Raw genomic sequence first — 20840 nt, 5'->3', positions numbered from 1 at the left:
GGATCTTATGCTTGCAACTTGGAACTGGCAACTTACAACTGCTCTTTCGAAGGACGGGTTCATGATCTGGGACGAAGGACGAGGACTGCTCTTTACAGCGATCAGCGGGTCCTTGCTCTTAAGCGTACAGCGGTTCTTATGCTTGCAACTTGTAACTGGCAACTTGCAACTGCTCTTTCGAAGGACGGGTTCATGGTCTTGGACGAAGGACCAAGGACGGTTCTTCATTTCTTGAAGCAACACTTACAAGACAAAGGCATTACGGAAGGTGATAATGTGTGGTTTGACATCGACATAAGATCCCCATTACCGATCTACGATCAAATCAAGAGGGGGGTGAGAGAGGAGATCCTTAAGGAGAAACTTAAGGAAGGTGATCCTCTTCCCTCAATTCGTGAAATGGCTTCTCAAATCAGGGTTAATCCTAACACTGTTGCCAGAGCCTACAGAGAACTCGAGATGGAAGGCTTGATTATGGCAAGACAGGGACTAGGGTATATAGTAATCAGTGATAGAGATCAGGTAAGAGACTCTGTCTTTGAAAGCCTATCTACTGAGCTTAGGGAGCCCATCCTTCGTTTGAAGAAATCGGGAATTTCTCTGGAAAGGCTCCTGGAGGTGATTGAGAAGATATGGAAAGAAATGAATTAACCCTGGACATACAGAACCTTGAAAAGACTTATAAGGGCAATGTTGAGGCCGTTTGCGGGATCGATGTCAAGCTGGAAAAACAACGAATCTACGCACTGCTTGGTCCAAATGGAGCCGGCAAAACGACAGTTCTGAAATCTATATTAGGATTGATCAATTACTCTGGATCGATACTTGTTCTTGGAAGACCCGTTGATGAGGTCAGAGAAATGATCTCGTTCGTTCCTGAGGAGAAGAATCTCTACGAGAATCTGAACATAGAAGAAACCCTCAAATTGATTCGCAGAATTTCGAGCAGATTCGATGAAAACCAGGCGCGCAAGTATATCGCACACTACCACCTTCCCTGTACAAAGAAAATTAGAACCTTCTCAAACGGCATGAAGACAGCGATGTACATCTCATTAGCTCTTTCAACCGACGCAGATTTCTACATATTGGACGAACCGACATGGGGCCTCGATCCAATCATGCGAGACGACACTCTCGAATTCATAAGAGAAAAGGTGATTGCCGGAAAGACTGTACTGTACACGTCCCATATAATCCCTGAAGTCGAAAAAATCGCAGACGAATTCTTTATTATGATAAACGGGAAGGTTAAGTATTCCGGTGATCTCGACGGAATCAAAGAAAAGTACAGAATCGTAAAGATGCCCTTTAACAAAAAGGAACTCGACAGTTGTACGGACTGTCTGGCGGCAGCAAAGGAACTTAACAGACTTTCGATAATAGTCGAAAACTTAGAGGCAACAGAGAGATTCTACAAAACAGATGAAGCAACCATTTCGATTCCTGACCTGGAGGAGTTTTTTCAAATTCTGGTCAGGAGTGAAAACAGAAATTCTCGTTGAGCGCAGGAGGTTAGGATCGTGATCGAGATTAGAAACCTTACGAAGATTTATAGTGGAAGTGTGAAGGCAGTAGATGATGTGAGCCTTACTGTCAAAGAAGGCGAGATATTTGGCTTTCTCGGACCGAACGGAGCCGGTAAGACCACTACCATAAAGATGATAGTAGGTCTGCTTCAGCCGACATCCGGAAGCATACACATCGACGAAATCGATGTACTAACTTCACCTGTGGAAGCGAAGATGAAGATGGGTTACGTTGCAGACGAACCGCTAGTTATGGAGAAAATCACGGGAGTTCAATATCTAAACATGATTTCCGACGTGTTCCTGGTTCCTCCGAAGACGCGAGCAGAAAGGGCTTTGAAGCTGCTTCAAAACTTCAAGCTCTCCGATGCCGTGAAAGACCCAGTCTCCACTTATTCTCACGGAATGAGACAGAAGCTCTCTCTTGTTGCAGCCCTCATACACAATCCGGATCTCTGGATCCTTGATGAACCAATAGTCGGTCTAGATCCAGAATCGGCCTTCATTCTCAAGCAGATGATGAGAAATCATGTAAAGGCTGGAAACACGGTCTTTTTCTCTACTCACGTAATGGAAGTAGCTGAGAAAATATGTGACAGGATAGGAATAATCAATAAGGGCAAGCTAGAATTCGTTGGCACCGTTGATCAACTGAGGAAGCTTAGCGGCAGGGGAAGTCTGGAAGAACTCTTCCTGGAGGTGACAGGTAGTGAGACTGAAAATGGTGATTTCTCTTACCTCGACGCTGATTAATTCTCACTACAACATACCCAGGTCCCTATATCACTTCAAGAGAAAGGAAAGGCTATGGGAACCGGCCCTGATAATCGGTGTCATACTCCTGATGGGCTTGACTCTCGGACCGCTTTACGGAGGTTTGCTCAACACGATGTACGATCAGTATGAAGCATCCGGACTGAGATCGCTCTTTCTGTCAGGACCTTTCCTGATTGCAAATCTCTTTGGATTCATCTTTGGGATCTTCCTCATGATAAGCACCTTTTTCTTTGGCGACGATATGCGCGTTTTGATACCTTTGCCCCTGAAATCGACAGAAGTACTTATGTCGAAGTTCCTCGTAGTCTTGATGGACCTTATGTTGATCTCGCTTGCTATAATCCTTCCAGCATATATCCTGTATGGCGTGCGATCCTCGGCAGGAATCGGATACTGGATCTTCATGGTGATTGTGTTTCTTTTAAGTCAGGTGTTGCCGATAATGCTTTCCGCAATAATCGTCCTTCCTCTCTCAAGGCTATTTCGATTCAAAAGGCATAGAGATAATATGGTTTATCTCTTGAGTGCACTTATTTTGGTGGGAGTGCTGATCTTCATCTCCTTCACCAGCCGCGTAGATCCAAATATGAGCGCCGAGGAATTTGCCAGGATCTTCTCGAGCGAGGATGCGATTCTGAACAAAACAGCCGGAGCGTATCCTCCGACGATACTGGTTACAAAGGCCCTGAGCAGACCCCTCTTTGAGGGATTGTTGTGGCTTCTTGCGTTTATTGCGCTTCACGTGGCCGCTCTCGGAGTCTTTCTCTTCTTCGGTGACAAGTTCTACTACTCGGTTTACTCGAGTCTGCAAGAAAACTTTGCAAAACGCACCGCACTTAAGGAAGGCGAAATTACAGGCCTGATGGGAGTTCAGAACAGCAAGTTCGCGGCACTTCATAGACGCGAATGGTGGTACTTCCTCAAAGTCCCTGCCTTCGCTTTCAACGGATTCGGAAATGTGGTGATCCTTCCGATATTGCTTGTAATCGCTGCCGTGGCCGGTCAAACTGATGAGATCGGACAGATGATCCAGCAATTTCAGCAGTACAGAGAGCTATTTGTCCCGGTCGGCGCATTGATAGCCGCAGTCTCCGGAGGAATAAACGGGCTCGCCTCCTCCATATTCAGTAGAGAAGGAAAACTAATCCATGAGCTTAAAGCCTTACCTGTCAAGACATCGGAGATTGTTACGGTCAAGTTCGTTCATGTTCAGACCTTGAGCTTCATAGGACCGGTCTCGGGTGCAATAGCTCTGAGCGTAATACTGGGGCTCTCATTTGTTGAAGCAACAGTTGTCTTCGTTGTGGGGGCTATAACGCTTACCTTCCTGAACATCCTTCAGATGATAATTGACTCAGTGAAGCCAATCCTCGGGTGGGAGAATCCGCAAAGAGCCATGAAGCAAAACGTAAATGTTGCGCTTTCAATTCCGGTGGTATTCGGTTACGTTGGAGGCTTCGGGTATCTTGCATTCCTGCTGAAGGATACGATCTCAGGAATGCTCATGACTCTCGTGCTGGCCCTGATCGGAATTGTGGGCATAGTAATCTCCTGGCCTGTGCTGTTGAAGAAACCAAATAGACTGATGATAAGAGACGTTTAAAGTGAGCCTAGCCGAAAGATCCGCTTGTTAGGAAACGCTTTACGCTTTGAAGAGGCGTCCTCCGATAAGATCAATCGAGAAAGAGCAAATTCGAGAGTTCATTTCGCTCAAGAGAATACGAGAAAAAAGCCAGTCACTGCTGAAATAAGACGCAATGCGCCTTCGGCGAAAATCAGTCTTCTTTTTCGCTCTGCTTTCGCGTACTTTGTTTACAACAAAACAATTGCCGGTGCGAGCGTAACGGAGCTTTCTACCAAAAATCGTGTTATGTTATAGTATACTGATCAGTTTACTAGGTGGTGATCGATTTTGAAGACACAAGTAGTCAGAGTCTCCTCCGAAACTCATTCCAAACTCAAGGCTATGGCCTCCGCCAGTGGCAAAACAATCGGGGAGATGCTCTCTAAAGCAGTGGAGTCATACAGACGTGAGTTGCTCCTCGAAGATACAAATGAAGCCTTCGCAAAACTGAAAGAACAAGGCGATCTGTGGAAAGGTGAGTTAGTGGAGAGGGAAGAATGGGAAGGCACACTTTCCGACGGTCAGAGCGATCATGAATAGAGAGCTACCTTCAAGAGGCGAAATATGGTTGGCAAACCTTAATCCGACTAGAGGCAGAGAACAATCTGGATTTAGGCCATGTTTGGTCATTTCGGTCGACCAGTTCAATCATGGGCCTGCTGAACTCGTGATTGTTGTGCCCTTAACGTCAAAGAACAAATCTATCCCACTTCACGTTGAGATTTCTGGAAAGCAAACAGGTCTCGACGTAACAAGCTACATCAAGACCGAGGACTTAAGATCTATCTCAAGAAATAGACTGGAGAAGAAGATCGGCCAGGTCTCTGAAGAAGTTGTCTTGGAGGTACTGGATCGCATAAAGATTCTCCTCAACATCTAATGAACCGAATTAGCGGGCGTTAGATTCAGCAGAAGCCTAGTATAGCCATATCTATTGACGATTTGTTAGCGACTGGGTGGCTTTCGCTGCCATTTTTTTGGCAAACTCTGGCGCATCTGGATAGCGTTTTGTCTCTAAGAGAATCCCACCAAGAACTGCCATCTCAAATTGCCGCTGTACTCTTGAGACTGGCGAACCTAATCATCCCACAAAATCCTTCCAAAATGGTAATATATAGTAAGCAAATCAAACAAAGAAGGGCTTTTTGTTGAGAAAGAGAATCGTATTACTGCTGACTTATACATTCATCACCACTATAACAATCTCAATGTACCGCGTTGTCTATAATCTGTATCTGAGAGAAATCGGTTTCTCAAATCAACTCATAGGCAACGTGACTTCTGCCCAGTTATGGGGATCGGCGATCATAGGGCTGCTCACAGCCGTTCTCGCAGATTCTATCGGAAAGAAGAAGATTCTCTTTCTCTCTGCGATTGTCGTTCCCGTATCTGGAATCGCGCTTGCTTTCGTAGTTGATCCGACGTTTATAATCGTTCTATCGTTTATCAAAGGCGGGTTTACAGTTACTGCCTTCACCGTAGTCATGGCGACAATGACAAGCATAACAAAGACGGGAAACAGAGCGAAGGTCTTCGGTCTGAACTTCGGAATCAACATGGCAAGCGGAGTCATCGGCAATTTCATTGGTGGGGCATTCGGAGATCTTTTCAGCCTTCAAACGACTTTGATAATCTCGATGGTCGCCCATCTACCTGCAATAATACCTGTCATAAAGCTTGAGATGACGGAATCGAGATCCAGACTCAAGGAACTATTCAACTTTTCGGGACTTCAGAACGACCAGAGGAAGGTGCTTGCATACTACTTCATATCCACGGCAACCGTGGGCTTCGGAGCCGGTCTCTTCATACATTTCGGAAATTTGATATTCAAAGACCTATTCAACATGTCGGCAACAGGTATAGGTATCGCCCTTTCTATTGCACAATTAGGGACTGCCGCCGGATCGACACTATCCCACAGATTAGGAAGACGCTTCGGCGCACTGAAATTCAACCTGACAATGCAGTTGCTTGTAATCCCACTGATGCTCTCTCTAGTAGTCGTCAGAGAGCCGATTCTATTCACGATTCTATACGCATTCAGGTTCGTCTTCATGAACATAACAAACCCGATCATGACGTCAATAATCTTCTCATACGTTCCAGATTCAAAACTATCAACAGTATCTGGAATCAACGGTTTTCTGAACAATACTGTTCGGGCCGTAGCCGCTATGATCTTCGGGTTAATAGTTGGTACTACTATAAGCGGCTATACCGTGTTATTCTTGCTTAGCACTGCCTTCTACGCGGCAAATGCCTTCATCATCTTCCTTTTCTACAGGGATTTCAAGAACGAACCGAGAGTTCTGGAGCTTTATGATTCGAAGAGAACGAGCTGATATGGGCAGTCACCTTCGGTGGCCAGTCAGACTTCGGAGAGGTCAGTTCTCATTGAAACAAGACGCAATGCCGCCTTCGGCGGGACGCATTGCACTGAAGAACATCAGTGGACGCAAGGCTGGCGAAGATCACGCCAGGTCGCAATGCTGCCTTCGGCAGGAGGCGATATTGAAGCCAGTCAGGCTTCGTCGGGCAATGAGCAGCTGAAAGTGTATACAGCCGGTGTCCGCTTAAGAATAAGGGCCCGCTGATTACTGTAAAGAGCCGTCCTTGGTTCTTCGCCTTGGACCAGAACACGTCCTTGGATAACATCATGCGAGAAAGAGCATTGTCGAGAGCTTCGCTGCGAGAGTGTGAGAATTGATAGATGGTCGTCAACGGTCCGCCGTCCTCCGAAATCAACATCGCGTGAGAGAGCAAGAGCATAAAGTAATGGCAATTTCAGCGGGAGGCTTATGAATTTTGGATTCCGGATCAGGTCCGAAATGCCCCTGAACAGGAGATTTTCAGGGAGGCTCAGGGATGACTGTAGACTAAATCATTTTTTCACCATATCCGAGACGCTATTAATTCCGTCATGCTGAACATGAGGGTTATTCTTGATGTGTTCAACACACCCCGTCGACGATGAAGCCGTCGACACCCCTCTCGAGAGGGGATTAAAGAGCTCTTCAAGGCTTCAGGAGATCCTAGATCCTTACTTGGCCTCTTTGCTTTCCCCTCATCTCTACTCTCTCCATATTCACCCCTTCTTAGTCTACTATTCCTAACTTACTTGTCCAATTCCCCTGGGGGGTGAATACGCTCCGGCAAAGCACCTTCTTACCGGTCCGCCTTCTTTGAAAAATGAACTTAGATAGTTTCTAGTACACACCGGAATTTTCTCATCATCTCCTGTGAATCCAAGGAAACTGAATAATATGCACGCAGTGATTCGAAAATTCTCATTCTTTCTCTTTGTGCATGCTGAAATATTTCAAAAAGGTTTACCGAAAAAAGAAAACAACTTTCAGTTTATCTCTCATCTTTTCCCATATTTCTGCGACAATACCACCAAAATTCTTTCTTATAATTTGTTTGAAAATGATTTGAAGAAAGTGCAGGTGAACATGAACCTTGACATAGAAGCACAGCAAGCGGCAATTGATTACCAGTTACAGCAGAACTGACAGTGGAAACCTTCATGAGCTTTCTCACCCCATCCCTCAAAGCCGGGCCGACAAGGTCCGGCCTTCCTGTTGTCTGTTATCTTGCTAATGAGAGTGTTCCTGGAGGCTTATCTGGGATAATAGATCATGTGATTCAGATAGAAGGTCATTCATGACTGGAGATCTGCAGACACCATTTTTGCGAAAGGCTTTTGAGTATTGATGCATGAGATCCGCCGCGGAGTGAAGAGGAAACTTACAGTGAGCAGAATACGGAAAATCAGCAAGATCTTGACTGGGAGAGCCGCCGTTGACGGTGCCGGAGTGAAGCTCGTTAGAGTAGTTGGTCAAAGAGACGTTGAGGATTTCGATCCCTTCTTGCTGCTGGATGCCTTTGATTCGACAAATCCGGAGGACTACATTAAGGGCTTTCCATGGCATCCTCATAGGGGCATCGAGACCGTGACTTATCTTGTAAGCGGGATTATAGAGTACGGTAATGGTTTGGACAACAAAGGCGAAATACTCGACGGAGACTGTCAATGGATGACTGCAGGGTCGGGGATCATTCATCAAGAGATGCCCAAACCCTCGGCACGATTGCTTGGAGCACAGCTTCGGCTTAATCTTCGTGCCAGGGACAAAACTGCAAATCCTCAATATGGAGACATAAAGAGTCAGGATGTTCCTGCTGTAGATGAAGAAGGTTCAATAGTGCGCGTAATTGCGGGACCTTACAAGAACATCACCGGAGCATTCGAAGGAAGATATGTGAAGGCCAAGCATCTAGATGTGGAGGTCAAAGCCGGAAAAGAGTGGTTATTCGGGACCGGTGATGATATGACTCTCTTCATCTATATACTGTTGGGGAGTGGAACATTCGATCCCAGTGAAGAGGAAGCCACTGACAGCAAGCGAGCGGTTCTCTTTGGCGATGGAGATACCTCCTAGGTGAGGGGATAAGGTTCCTGCTGTTTTCAGGGAAACCTCTTAAGGAGCCTGTTGCATAGGGAGGTCCCATAGTCATGAACACCAGGGAAAAACTGGATGTTGCCTTCCGGGAACTGAGCAAGAACACCTTTGTGAAGCATGGATGAGACCTGCTCGACCATCTATAGAGTAATTATGAAGGCAAGTGTTTGACCTAAATGATTGTAGAAGAGTTATCCTGCCCTCCAATAAGCAAGAATTCTGTGCGTTGATGCTGGCCAGTCGTAATGTGAGTTCATAAGGGATTATTGAACGATCACAATGGACTGAACCTAGTCGCGAAACAGGTCTCTTCACCGAATTTGCCTCGTGGAAAGCCATACTAACCAAACATTTGTCCGTCCATACCTTCCTTCCAGATTGTTACTTAAATCAAGAGAGTACTATTCAATCTGCTAAGTATTCGCTCCGCACATATGTATAATCAGTTCATACGAAGGCTTTGGCGCGTGATCGGGCCAATCTCCGAGTAGTACTGGCGGCAAAGCCCGGAATACTCTGGAGGTGCTTTATGAAAGCGTTTTGGCTTGTTAGGACTTCGCTGCTGATAATCCTTCTAGTTTCGTCAGGGGCGCTTTTTGCCCTGAACTCAGAGACACCTGTTGATGGGTACAAACCTCCCACAGAAGTGTCAGGAACCGTTGCCGAAGATACTGTTTGGACGAGGGATCGAAGTCCGTACTTGGTAAGGTCTACTATCACCGTTTCACCTAATGTGATTCTTACAGTCGAACCGGGGGTAGAGATTTTCATCGTCCAGAATCAGGACTTCATAGTTGACGGAACTCTGAGGGCTGTTGGCAACAAGGAGAACCCGATCATCTTCACCGGAACTGCTCAGGTACCTGGATGGTGGCGATCCATAAACATTCGTAATGAGGGTTCTGCCTTTCTTGAATGGTGCGAAATATCCTTTGCGGGTGCTTCAACGGGAGCAGGAATTCTCAAGGCAGGATCGGGTTCTCTGAGACTAACTAACTCAATCATCCGAAGAGTCCGAGGCGATGGTCTCAGAATATCTTCGGGGTACTCTTTTTTTGAAAGCCTGAACAACCTATTCATGTATAACACGAATGGAGTCAGGGTCGGGATAAACTCATCCTTCTTTGACCAGACTTCAAATTTCGTTTCAAACGAAGTAGACATCCATCTTGACGGAGGAACTATCGGCGCGAATGTAAGGTGGGGAGCCGGCGGCGATTATTCCATGACGGTTACCGGGGATGTGACGGTCGGTGTCGGGGCTTCTCTTGAGATAGCTCCGGGAACTGTTATCAAGTTCAGGCAAAACAACAGGATCTTGGTCTACGGTGAACTTCAGGCGAGAGGAGAAGAGAGTCGGCAGATCTTTTTCACTGATCTGCGTGACGACTCCGTGGGTGGAGATGCAAACGGTGACGGGAACGAGACTCTACCCGAGAATGGGTGGTGGAGGTCGATCAATATTCTGAACGAGGGCTCAGCCGTTTTTGAGTGGTGCACTCTGGCCTACGGGGGAAGATCAGATGGGGCTACTCTTCTTAAGAGCGGCAGTAGTTTTCTAAGAATATCGAATTCAACGATTATTAACAGCGCCGGAGATGGACTAAGAGTAGCTGCCGGGTACTCTCTATTTGAGTCTTCGAACAACTATTTCGGGCACAACTCAGTTGGTCTGCGGCTGGGGATAAACTCATCTTTCTCAGATCTCACTTCGCGATTTGAAGGTAATGATCTAGATATCCACCTTGACGGAGGCGCAATAAACACGAATGTTGTGTGGGGAGCCAACAGCGATTACTCTATGGTTACCAATGGAGATATAACCATCGCTGCAGGCGCCACATTGGAGCTCAAAGCCGGAACCGTGATTAAGATGAGGCAGAACAACAGGATTCTAGTATACGGTCACCTTGAAGCAAAGGGTAGAGAAGACGCTCCCATAAACTTGACCGACTTTCGAAACGATTTAGTCGGCGGAGATGCCAACGGGGATGGCGATGAGACTTCGCCGGAGATTGGTTGGTGGCGGAGTATAAGTCTTCTGAACGAGGGCAGCGCGAGTTTCCATTACTGTGTCATTGGTTATCTGGGAGCTAGTGATAGAGCCGGAGTAATCAAGAACAGCACCGGAGCCCTTTCAATTTTGTACAGTACCATACATGATGTTGCGGGTGACGGACTGAGAGTTGACAATGCAGCCGACGGCACCGAAGTGAGATACTCGACATTGTCTCACAATTCAGGTTCAGGATTGTATTACAAGACCGACGGAGTTAAGACGGAAGCTTTAGCTATTGTTTCTAATGCCATTGGAATAAGACTTCTTGCCGGCAGTTCGATTGAGGTGGACGAAGTAACGTATTTTGATGAAAATAGTATCGCCGTACAGATTGATCCCGGTACAGTCTCGGGAGATGTAGTGTGGGCGACTCCGGGATATATATCGATTCTGATGAATGGTAGCGTGACTATTGCTGCCGGAGCGAGCCTCACAGTGAAGCCGGAAACTGTTATCAAGATAGCTCAGAATTCTATGTTTGCTGTCGATGGAAAGCTCATTGCTTTAGGGACCGAGGAATCACCCATCTTTTTCACCGATCTTCGAGACAACACTGTTGGCGGTGAAATACCTGGAGCAGAATCACCACCGGAGGCCGGCTGGTGGAGATCTATAAGTATCCGCAACGACGGTTCTGCTTACTTCGATTGGTGCAGAATCTCCTATGGCGGTAGAACCGATGGTGGAACGATAGTTAAGAGTGGGACAGGTGCTCTTTCGGTATCGAATTCGGTCATAGCTAATACTTCTGGGGACGGACTCCGTATAGCGGCAGGATACTCTTCATTCGAGCATTTCGACAACCGGTATGTAAGCAATACGAATGGAGTGCGAATAGGTATAGGTTCTTCTTTTGTCGATCAGACAACAACCTTCGAAGGGAATGCGGTCGACATTTACCTCGACGGCGGGACTGTTAACGGAGCAGTAGCCTGGGGATCAAGCAGCGATTATTCTATGATAGTTACGGGAGACGTGAATATCGCAGCGGGGGCTTTACTTAGTATTCATTCCGGTTCTGTCATTAAGTTCAGGCAGAATAACAGAATTATCGTTTACGGAGTTCTAGAAGCGACGGGCAAAGAGAATCTGCCTATCTACTTCACCGATCTTAGGGATGACTCAGTTGGCGGAGATGCAAATAGAGACGGCGAGGAGACGGTTCCGGCTTCTGGCTGGTGGAGATCGATCAGTATTATGACAGATGGGAAAGCAGACTTCGAGATGTGCGTGATCAGATACGCGGGGTATGGAGATAAGGCTGGAGTCTTGAAGAATAGTTCGGGACACGTCGCAATGTCGCATACACTTGTTGAGCACATTGCAGGAGACGGTTTCAGAGTTGACAATGCAGCCGGCGGGGTTATGGTTAGAGAATCTACCTTCTCTCATAACTCGGGAGCAGGAATTAACTACCGGACAGATGGGGTGGTTATCGAGGGATCTTTCTTCGAATCCAACGATATTGGCATAAGGGCCGTTGCGAACAGCTCGCTGTCTATAGATGAGAGGACACACTTTGCCGAAAACAACCGGGATATTCACGTAGATGCGGGAGCCATAAGTGGAGAAATAGTCTGGAGAGTTCCTGAGCATACCGCCCTGTTCTTGAGCGGAAGCACTTCTATTTCCAGAGACGCAAGACTGGAAATACTGGCCGGCACAGTTGTCAAAGTGGCCCAAAATACTTCTATAACAGTTGATGGCGAATTTATCGCTATAGGAACTGAGCAATCGCCTGTTCATATAACCGATCTCAGAGATGATTCTGTAGGCGGAGATACGAATAGAGATGCCGAAGCCACAGCGCCGGATAGAGGCTGGTGGAATTCAGTGAACATAAGGGAGTCAGGAAAGGCCAAACTAGATTGGATTACCATAGGGTACTCCCAGAGCGGGATCGTTCGTAGCGGATCAGGATCTTTCACACTAACCAATTCTACTATCCATAATGTCACAGGAGACGCGCTAAAGCTTCTCGCCGGGTATTTAAGTCTTGAACTCTCGAACAATTCATTCATAAGTAACGGGACTGGGGTACGGCTGGCAGTTAATGTCTCTTTCGACGACCGGTTGGCAAGATTCGAAGAAAACGGAACCGATGTATTTGTAGAAGGAGGAATGATAACCTCCGACGTAGTATTCGGCCTGAGCAGTGAGTACTCATTCTACGTGTCTGGGGAGTTAACCATTTCTAAGAACGCAATATTGGAAATCAAATCTGGAACAGTTTTGAAGTTTGCTGCCTATAGGGGATTAAGGGTTTCCGGCAGCTTAAAGGCCGCAGGGACTGAGTATGCGCCGCTCGTTTTCACCGACTGGCGGGATGACTCATTTGGAGGAGATTCTAATCGTGACGGCGATGATTCTCTTCCTGAACCAGGTTGGTGGAGAGGTATCTACATACAGGAAGAAGGGAGCGCGGAGCTTGAGTGGGCTATCGTTATGTTTGCCGGTTACGGGGACAAGGTTGGTCTTTTCAAGACAGGTTCTGGATCATTGATCGCCAAGAATGTGTCGGTCTCAAGGACTGCCGGCGATGGTCTTCATCTAAGCAACAGCAGTGGATTCTTAGAAGTTTTTGAGTCTTCGTTCTCTGGAAATTCAACTGGAGTAGGGATCTCCTCCTCGCAGACCGTTCCTATATCTTTCGCTGACTGTATCTTCGAAGAGAACACCATCTATGGTGTAAGAAACGATAGTCAGGTCGAGGTAGTTGCTGTAGATTGCTGGTGGGGCGACATTGCAGGTCCGCACCATCCTTCTCTCAACTATCGAGGAACGGGGAATTCTGTAAGTGACAATGTGACGTTCGATCCCTGGACAGGAAAAGAAGAGCTTGAATACGAGTTGGATACGGAAGAAACTATAACCAAAGAAGAGGTAATTGGAGAAGTCTTTGCAGCCGAATGGGTAGAGGTTTTCGCCGATGGAATATGTTTTGAGGTTCCGTCGATCTGGTATGACGATTCTCAAGAGTATAGGCGCGAACTGGAGGACGACGAAGATTCGAAGGCCGTCAGCAGATGGTTCGATTCTGAACCCGGCTCGGAGAATGTTTTCTTTGTTATTGCTCGAGTGAGGCCCGAGTTTCTTGAAGGTGAAAAAGAGGAGATCAGACTCTCTATGGAGGTTGTTGAAGAATCGGAAAGGCTCATTGCCGGTCAACCCGGCATATGGATAGAACTTACGGCACCCCAGTGGGACGTTGAGAGAACAATCTACTCACATGTCTATCAGCCCGATGAAGACGGGTACTGTCTATCGATTGGATTTGCGGCTAAGGTGGGTTTTTGGAGCCAGAATGAACCGATTCTCGAGAGAATTGTGGATACATTGAGATACTGTGTGAACTGAACCACGCCACAGTATGTGTTCGCAAAGCAATCAATGCAGGAACGATGGCACTGACTGTGTCTTTCAGTCGATAAGTTTCTTTGACTACTTAGTCGTCGAATGCCGATAAGTTGTCTCTGCCGAATGGATTGTCTTTCACACGATTGAGGTGTCTCAATCTGAAGGCAAAGTAAATTATGCCAATGATCTCCCATACTATGAAGAACAAGAAGAATGAAGCACTGAAATCTGTCCCGACCTGATAAAGAAGAATGAGCAATATCACTATTGAAAACACGGCCCCGAAAACCGGGATTAGGGTAAACCATTTCTTATTAACTATTGCGGGAGCTCTCCCTTTGAGCCTTGGATCATTCTTCAGTCTGAAGACTGCAAACATCGTTGGGACGATTACTGCTATTCCGCCTATTGAAGCGAAGGCTGCGAATAGGTTTAGGCCGGATTCGCCAACTGAAATCAGCATAATTGAAGAGAGAAGCCAAATAATCGTCAGCAAAACCCATGGTGTTCCTCTCTTGTTGACCAGTCCGAGTTTTGAGGGGAATACTCGGAGTTTACAAAGTGCGAGCAAAGATCTAGTCCCCCACATGTATGTCGCGTTAATCGTTGTAGCAATTGCGAGTATCGGGCCGCCGAATGCGAAGACATAGAAAAGAAATCCGCTGAGGTAATTCGAAGCAACGTCGTTAAGAGTGCCATTAGTCATTACATCTTCTCCTACTCCAAACGAGACAATTGCCATCAGGAGATAGCAGACCAAGACAACTGAGAGAGAAAAAATCACCGAAAGCGGGAGATTTCTCCTGGGGTTTTCCACTTCCCCACCCAGCTCTATCACGGCATTAGAGCCCGCGTAAGTAAAAGTCAATAGCGCCGAAGCGTATATTATCGAACCGATCCCTTTCGAGAAAACGCCTTCGAGGTTGCTCGCTTCGATTCTGCCAATGCCCGGCACAGTGTAAATTGTGATAGCAATAAAAAGTAGAGCTACAGCTAGAATTTCCACTCGCGAAGCCATTTTAAGACCCATAAGGTTGACTACATAGAAGAAGGTGAGAATAATCAGAGCTACGGGCACAAGAGCGATCCCATCCCAGATACCCTTCATATATGATGCCAGCGCAAGCGCGTTCAACGGAAACAGGCCGACAAATGCACCGAAGAGATAGGCCCAGAGACCGAGAAATGCGACTTTGGGTGAAAAGAGGAAAGCACCGTACTTGAAAGTTCCGCCTGTCGTGGGAAGTGTCGATCCGAGCAACATGACGTTTATCATGATAATTGCCATGGGAGCAAAGGCAACGACGAATGCAAGTATTGTTCCCACCCCCGCACTCTGAGAAGCGATCGGCATGTAGATGAATATTCCTGCCCCGATTGTCATCCCCACTTCCAGTGCGACCAGATCCCAGAACTTCATAGTCTTCTTCATCTATTCCACCTTTCCGAGCACCGACCAAGAACTTTCGCTCAACTCTGAATGCCTTTCATGGTGCATCTTTTATTATACATTGTCTCTATACTTTGCTGAAAGGCGATCTCAGTTTCGACTCTCTTTAGGCCGGGATTTCTTGCCTTTCCACAGGTTCTGCTACTTTGGTCGTCATATGCTGAGATGATTCCTTATCTTGTGTTAGTATTTAGGGCTTCGGGGAGTCGCCATTACAGGTATTGTTGGTATAGAGGTGAATCTTCGTCTGGCAGGAGGATCCGTTGGCACTATATTGCACAAGTTTGTTAGTGAAAAGGACTTTTGCTGTCTGCTTGATAGGGATTATACTTGAGAGAACTCCTTTTCGTTGGTGGTAAAGTTATGTCTAAGACAATTACTGTTTCCGTGCAGATATTGATCGCTTTGGCCTCGTGAGCAGTGTCGCGTTTGAATTTTCTTCTCTTCCACTCGTTTATCGAAATTACGGCGATTTTGATCGCCGGAGTCCTGGTATCAATGGCATTCATTTCCAAAGGAAAGAATGTTCTCGTGCTGAGAATGGGATATCTCTACAGCGTAGTAATGGTCCTGGATGTTCTTCACACAATCTCGTTGCCGGGATGGGTGTCTTTTCTTCCTGGACGGCAAATCAGCCGACACAGTTCTGGATTCTGGGTCGGTTGATAGAGGCTTCCGGTCTGGCGTTGGCGCTGGTTCTGCCTAAGAAATAAAATCTAAATATTGGCTATTTTGCAGGGTTCATTATTGCAGGAGCCCTTGGAAAGACGACGATCTCCCTTGGATACTTTCCTGAATGTTTCATTATGGGAATAGGTCTCACTTCATTCAAGATTTCGATAGAATATGTAGTAATCGGAATCATATTATTGAGCATCTATCTTCTTTTTAGGAGCGATTCCCCAGACGTTCTGCCGTACAGAAAGTACTACTTTCTGACTCTTCTTATGACCGCTGCCGGTGAGATAGTTTTTACGACCTATACCGACGTGTACGGTTTCCTAAAATGCTTGGCCACATTTTCAGATTGGTATCTTATTTCGTTGTCTTGCAGGGAATAGTCTACAGGTCTATTCGAGAGCCGATCGACAGCCTTTACAACAGAATCAGCAAGACTCAGGAAGAGCTTATTGCAATAATGAGCGAGACGACTGAAATAAAGGATCCATACACAGCAGGTCACCAGAAGCGAGTTGCTATACTGGCCGACGAGATAGCAAGAAAGATGCGACTTTCACAGGATGATCGAAATGTGCTTTCGTTAGCCTCCAGGCTCCACGACATCGGGAAGCTCTGTTCATACCTGCAGATATACTCAACAAACCCGGAAAGCTTAATGAGATTGAATGGGCGTTAATCGAGAATCATCCCGAGGAAGGCTTCAAAATCCTGAAGGAGATCCATTTCGGTCCGCCCGTTGCAGAAATAGTCAGGCAGCATCACGAGAGAATCGATGGATCCGGTTATCCGAGAGGTCTGAAAAACGAGGAGATAATGCTTGAGGCAAGAATTATTGCAGCTGCTGATGTTGTCGAGGCCATAAGCTCTCATCGTCCTTACAGACCCGCACTGGGACTTGAGATGGCCCTGGAAGAGATTAAATCAGGAGTTGGCACGAAGTATGATGAAGAAGTCGTCAAAGGCTGTCTTGAGCTATTCAGTTCGGGTTTCTTGCCAGACTAGATATCAGATTTCAAACTGCAAGAAGCTCTCTTCCATAGAACTGTGGAAGTTGTGAACTGCACGGATAATGTGAATTTCGATCTGGATCACAAAGTATCTGTTTTCATGTTGATATTCAGTCTCTCAGAAGCACAACATCCTTCATGGAACTCTGGCCGCACACAATTCAATTAGGTTTAAGGAACGGAATCAAGATCTCGCTAATTTGAGGTGGTAAGGTCTGTCTCACAGGCCATTTACACTTTCGGCTATAAAAGTCCCGATTGGTCTTTCATTGTAGTAAGCTTTTCGATTCAGCGAAGGCTCTCATGAGAACGAGTATTCCGGGAATTTCAGATGCAAACGCGCAACTTTCCGTTTTTGACATCACGATTATTTATCTCGGTCATATTAGTAACCTCTCTTAGATACTTCACAGCACCTAATCAAATATAATGAAGCGAATATGAACAACTATCGATCCTAGGATTATTCGGAAAGGGATGCAGAAGACGTTGATCATGAGATGGAGGAATAGATGATGAGAAGAATGTCAGTAACTGTATTTCTAATTCTTATTACGGTTTTTCTGGGGGCAAGGCTAAATGTAGTAAAGTCTCTTGTTCTTGGTGGAAGCGGCAACGACGAGGCAAGCGACGTTAAGATTCTCGATGATGGAAGCGTTGCGATTTCAGGGCACACAGACTCTTCTTTTGGGACAATTGTTTCTTCACACGGTCAGGAAGACTTCCTTATAGTGAAACTTGACAGTGACTTGAATCTTCAGTGGTGGAAAACCTTTGGTGGAAGTAAGAGAGATATTGCTGAGGCAATAGCCCTAACTGCTGACGGGGGATACTTGTTGGCAGGTCTGACGGAATCCGCAGACGGAGATGTGACTAATAACAACGGTATTGGTGATTTCTGGGTGATCAGGCTTTCAACAGAAGGCGAACTCATCTGGGAGAGAACACTTGGGGGCAGCGGACAGGATCATGCATACGATGTACTTGAGAAACCTTCAGGAAACATTGTAGTTGCAGGATACACAAGATCTGCGGACGGAGATGTCTCTGGCTATGATTGGGGAGAAGACTTCTGGATAGTGGAACTGGATAGTGAAGGCAATATGGTGTCTCAATGGGTAGTTGGCGCTTACAGATCTGAAGATTGCGCGCAAAAACTTTACCTGGGAGAGGACGGGTCAATTTATGCAGTCGGCTACTTTGCTTACAGAGATTGTGGAATAAGCTGCAACTACGTGGACAACCAGATGTCGATCTTGAAGATCTCGGCTGCTGGGGAAGTCGAATGGTTTGATCAGTTCGGAGGTCAGTGGTTTGAGGATGGCTTCGATATAGTTGCAGAGAGTGATGGCGGTGCCATAGCCATTGGTTCACAGGACGCCGGGGTATCACTGTTTTCGAATGGACTTGGTGGAAGAGATTTCTGGGTTATTTCGGTCGATGATGATGGTAATGAACTGTGGAGCAAGAACTACGGCGGGAGTTTCACGGACGTTGCGCGTTGCATAGTTCTTACAGATGATGGGGACTTGATTGTAGCTGGACAGACAACTTCTAACGACATCGATGTCAAAGAAAATTCCGGCATGAATGATGCTTGGATCATGAAACTGGATTCTCAAGGAGGAATAATAGATACTCTATCTTTCGGCGGTTCCGGGGATGATGTCGTCAATTCAGCCTATATTGAAGGGAACAGGATCATATTCGCAGGGTATTCCATGTCCTATCAAGAGGGCAGTGCAGAAAAGAGAGAGAAAGATCTTTGGCTATTTGAAGTAGTTAATTAGCTGACTGGTAGCCATTGAATTTCTGCATCTGACGCATTACTCCTTCTATTTGCCGAAGATGCAGCATATTCGGGAGTTTTCCCGTTTTCTTCAACGGGCTTTCCCTAGAATTTCCATCAACAGTTTTCATATTGAGTAACAAGCCTTCAAAGACTTCTGAATAGCCGATCCATTTATCTAGGATGTCGTATTGATCTCCACATCGATAAGTGGGTATCTCGTAAAGACTAGAGTGGCATTCTGCTTGTCGTCACTTTATGGTCTCACCAGGATCTGTGCTACAATCAGTTTGGAGTACCTCTGCTGTTTACGGAGTGTGAGCTGTATGGGTCTTTATGCGATAATTACCGCCGATATCATCCAATCAAGGAAGCAAGAGATTCCGGTGGAGAGTATTCGGAATTCGATCGAGGGTTTTGGTTCGGAGTATCTCGCAAAGCCATTCGCCATATCTAGAGGAGATGAGATTCAGGGTGTATTGTCTGAGCTGGGGGCCCTACCGATACTTGTTCGAAGGTTGAGATACATTGTGCGACCCTTCAGGCTAAGAATTGGGTTAAGCATAGGCGAAATCGATAAGAAGGAGCTTGAGGAGGCCGGTTCTTCTTGGGATTTAAGCGGCAGAGTCTTCTTCGATGCGAGAACGGCGCTTGATAGTGCGAAGCAAAGTAAGATTTCCAACACTTTCTTCGTTCATGATAACGAGTTACTGTCAATTGCCATGAACACCTCTTTATCTTTGCTTGAAACTGTTGAGAGGAGTTGGACTGAAAAGCAGTGGGAAGCCGTTCATGTATATGAAGCCGAGGGGACTTACGAAAAGGCGGCTAAGGCTCTGGGAGTGACAGCCCCGACGGTTCAGGAACACTGTGAAAAGGCCAGCTGGAATGTGGTAAGAGCTGCCGAAATGGGGTTGGCAAAGTTGATCGATTTGTCGCTTGGAAATTAGTTTATTCAGCCTTATATTTGTAAAATTAGTCTATATAACCTTATTTACGCTAAATAAGTCTTTAGGACCTTATCATAAGTATATTTCACGACAAACGCGCATTTACTGGGATATTAACGGAGGCTACCATGACACGATTAGTGATACCTCTAGCGCTTTCGGTTCTGGCGCATGTACTTGCCGATTTCTTGTTTCAGACAGACGCAATGGCAAACGAAAAGAATAATGTTCAGATGAAGGGATTCCTGAAACACTGGTGCGTTGTGTTTGTGACTCTTCTGGTTCTTATGCTCCCCTTCAAGCTGACCGAAGTGCTCATGTACTGCCTTGTGCTTTCCCTCTTTCATATACTGATAGATGTGTTCAAAGCTCAGATCGAGAATCGGAGAGGTCCGGCAACGAAGTTTGTTATGCTCATTGTTGACCAATTCTTGCATCTAGTGCTCATTTCTTTCCTCTTGCCGATTTCCAGCTTCACCGTTTCAAGGAGCTTCTCGAGCTTCATTGGCTGGTTCTCCATACATACGGGGCTAAACCTATCCTCGCTTCCGGTTCATAAAATTCTGTTGATAACAATTGTCTATTTGTACGTACTCTTTGCCGGCGCGGTATTCATAAGAAAGCTCTTCGATCTCATCTACAAGAATGTACCGGACTATCTTCAGAGAATAGCAGGAGACAGCTCCGTTCTCGATAATGTGAAGACCGGAAAGGTGATCGGGATCTTCGAAAGACTTCTCATTCTTACACTTTATCTCACGGGAAATGTTGCCTCTATAACCATTGTAATAGCCGCCAAATCGCTGGCCAGATTTAAGAATTTCGAGAACAAAGACTTTGCAGAATACTATCTAATCGGGACACTGGCGAGCGTGATGATTGCAATGGTTGGCGGGATGATCTTGAAGGTTCTTTGAGGCGGATCAGAGGTAAGAGGAATGAGGCTAGAGGTAAGAAGATCAAGATCTCTTCGCTCTTCCGACCTCTTGCCTCTGACCTCAGGCTCTTCCCAAGGACGGGGTCCATGATCTGGGACGAAGGACTAAGGACGACTCTTCACAGCGTTCAGCGGGTCTTTGTTCTTAAGCTTACAGCGGATCTTCGTCCAATGTGCAAAGGAGATTTCATTCGACCTCATCTTGTCTGTTTGC

General features: G+C 46.3%; 16 protein-coding genes and 1 pseudogene. 16 read left to right on the top strand and 1 reads right to left on the bottom strand.

Annotated features, from left to right (window positions below; all coding sequences use genetic code 11):
- The first annotated feature begins 276 nt into the window (after positions 1 to 276).
- The 9 genes from RJ60_RS00615 (at position 277) to RJ60_RS00570 (ending at position 13812) form a co-directional block, all read left to right on the top strand.
- On the top strand, positions 277 to 651 hold the full coding sequence (locus RJ60_RS00615; RefSeq protein ID WP_099830890.1) for a GntR family transcriptional regulator: 375 nt from the start codon (positions 277 to 279) through the stop codon (positions 649 to 651).
- Positions 633 to 1505, top strand: coding sequence for an ABC transporter ATP-binding protein (locus RJ60_RS00610; protein ID WP_099830889.1), 873 nt, complete (start codon positions 633 to 635; stop codon positions 1503 to 1505). The genes RJ60_RS00615 and RJ60_RS00610 overlap by 19 nt, the downstream gene beginning before the upstream one ends.
- A gap of 18 nt (positions 1506 to 1523) precedes the next feature.
- The gene (locus RJ60_RS00605; RefSeq protein ID WP_099830888.1) at positions 1524 to 2282 is read left to right on the top strand and encodes an ABC transporter ATP-binding protein; all 759 of its coding nucleotides are present in this window, start codon (positions 1524 to 1526) and stop codon (positions 2280 to 2282) included.
- Positions 2239 to 3909, top strand: coding sequence for a hypothetical protein (locus RJ60_RS00600; RefSeq protein WP_102819408.1), 1671 nt, complete (start codon positions 2239 to 2241; stop codon positions 3907 to 3909). Before RJ60_RS00605 ends, RJ60_RS00600 begins: the two co-directional genes overlap by 44 nt.
- A 309-nt stretch (positions 3910 to 4218) precedes the next feature.
- Positions 4219 to 4470, top strand: coding sequence for a hypothetical protein (locus tag RJ60_RS00595; protein ID WP_103133787.1), 252 nt, complete (start codon positions 4219 to 4221; stop codon positions 4468 to 4470).
- Complete coding sequence (locus RJ60_RS00590; RefSeq protein WP_103133786.1) at positions 4463 to 4810, top strand: type II toxin-antitoxin system PemK/MazF family toxin; 348 nt, start codon at positions 4463 to 4465, stop codon at positions 4808 to 4810. The genes RJ60_RS00595 and RJ60_RS00590 overlap by 8 nt, the downstream gene beginning before the upstream one ends.
- A gap of 268 nt (positions 4811 to 5078) precedes the next feature.
- Positions 5079 to 6275 carry an MFS transporter gene (locus tag RJ60_RS00585; protein ID WP_103133785.1) on the top strand — a complete coding sequence of 399 codons (1197 nt, stop codon included), beginning with the start codon at positions 5079 to 5081 and terminating at the stop codon, positions 6273 to 6275.
- Between the two features lie 1410 nt (positions 6276 to 7685).
- The gene (locus tag RJ60_RS00575; protein WP_219725859.1) at positions 7686 to 8375 is read left to right on the top strand and encodes a pirin family protein; all 690 of its coding nucleotides are present in this window, start codon (positions 7686 to 7688) and stop codon (positions 8373 to 8375) included.
- 550 nt (positions 8376 to 8925) lie between these two features.
- On the top strand, positions 8926 to 13812 hold the full coding sequence (locus tag RJ60_RS00570; RefSeq protein ID WP_103133783.1) for a right-handed parallel beta-helix repeat-containing protein: 4887 nt from the start codon (positions 8926 to 8928) through the stop codon (positions 13810 to 13812).
- 88 nt (positions 13813 to 13900) lie between these two features.
- On the opposite strand, the gene RJ60_RS00565 is transcribed toward RJ60_RS00570, so the two are convergent.
- On the bottom strand, positions 13901 to 15244 hold the full coding sequence (locus tag RJ60_RS00565; protein WP_103133782.1) for an APC family permease: 1344 nt from the start codon (positions 15242 to 15244) through the stop codon (positions 13901 to 13903).
- Between the two features lie 438 nt (positions 15245 to 15682).
- Between RJ60_RS00565 and RJ60_RS16455 the strand changes: the two are divergent.
- From RJ60_RS16455 to RJ60_RS15755, 7 genes and pseudogenes are all read left to right on the top strand, one after another.
- A pseudogene (locus RJ60_RS16455) lies at positions 15683 to 16323 on the top strand (MASE3 domain-containing protein).
- Positions 16269 to 16619, top strand: a complete 351-nt coding sequence (locus RJ60_RS00550) for an HD-GYP domain-containing protein (RefSeq protein ID WP_103133779.1) — start codon at positions 16269 to 16271, stop codon at positions 16617 to 16619. Before RJ60_RS16455 ends, RJ60_RS00550 begins: the two are co-directional and overlap by 55 nt.
- Positions 16556 to 16945 (top strand): HD domain-containing phosphohydrolase, encoded by a 390-nt coding sequence (locus tag RJ60_RS16450; protein ID WP_103133778.1) that lies wholly within the window; start codon positions 16556 to 16558, stop codon positions 16943 to 16945. Before RJ60_RS00550 ends, RJ60_RS16450 begins: the two co-directional genes overlap by 64 nt.
- 517 nt (positions 16946 to 17462) lie before the next feature.
- The gene (locus RJ60_RS00540) at positions 17463 to 18740 is read left to right on the top strand and encodes a hypothetical protein (RefSeq protein ID WP_146028879.1); all 1278 of its coding nucleotides are present in this window, start codon (positions 17463 to 17465) and stop codon (positions 18738 to 18740) included.
- Between the two features lie 325 nt (positions 18741 to 19065).
- The gene (locus tag RJ60_RS00535) at positions 19066 to 19689 is read left to right on the top strand and encodes a SatD family protein (RefSeq protein ID WP_103133776.1); all 624 of its coding nucleotides are present in this window, start codon (positions 19066 to 19068) and stop codon (positions 19687 to 19689) included.
- 128 nt (positions 19690 to 19817) lie between these two features.
- A complete protein-coding gene (locus RJ60_RS00530; protein WP_103133775.1) occupies positions 19818 to 20606 on the top strand; it encodes a DUF3307 domain-containing protein in 789 nt (262 codons plus the stop codon).
- Positions 20603 to 20840: hypothetical protein (locus RJ60_RS15755; protein ID WP_219725858.1), on the top strand; the 238-nt coding region annotated here is incomplete at its 3' end. The genes RJ60_RS00530 and RJ60_RS15755, both read left to right, overlap by 4 nt.

Origin of the sequence: Mesotoga sp. B105.6.4 (assembly GCF_002896535.1) — a bacterium.
Lineage (GTDB): Bacteria > Thermotogota > Thermotogae > Petrotogales > Kosmotogaceae > Mesotoga.
Note: the sequence above shows the minus strand (reverse complement) of the source record. Positions and strands in the feature narration are given on the sequence as shown.

Excerpts from the sequence above, each read along its gene's own strand:
- RJ60_RS00535 (WP_103133776.1), top strand. The coding sequence starts at position 19,066 with ATGGGTCTTTATGCGATAATTACCGCCGATATCATCCAATCAAGGAAG.
- RJ60_RS00565 (WP_103133782.1), bottom strand. The coding sequence starts at position 15,244 with ATGAAGAAGACTATGAAGTTCTGGGATCTGGTCGCACTGGAAGTGGGG.
- RJ60_RS00590 (WP_103133786.1), top strand. The coding sequence starts at position 4,463 with ATGAATAGAGAGCTACCTTCAAGAGGCGAAATATGGTTGGCAAACCTT.
- RJ60_RS00610 (WP_099830889.1), top strand. The coding sequence starts at position 633 with ATGGAAAGAAATGAATTAACCCTGGACATACAGAACCTTGAAAAGACT.
- RJ60_RS00550 (WP_103133779.1), top strand. The coding sequence starts at position 16,269 with ATGCTTGGCCACATTTTCAGATTGGTATCTTATTTCGTTGTCTTGCAG.
- RJ60_RS00540 (WP_146028879.1), top strand. The coding sequence starts at position 17,463 with ATGATGAGAAGAATGTCAGTAACTGTATTTCTAATTCTTATTACGGTT.
- RJ60_RS00530 (WP_103133775.1), top strand. The coding sequence starts at position 19,818 with ATGACACGATTAGTGATACCTCTAGCGCTTTCGGTTCTGGCGCATGTA.
- RJ60_RS00570 (WP_103133783.1), top strand. The coding sequence starts at position 8,926 with ATGAAAGCGTTTTGGCTTGTTAGGACTTCGCTGCTGATAATCCTTCTA.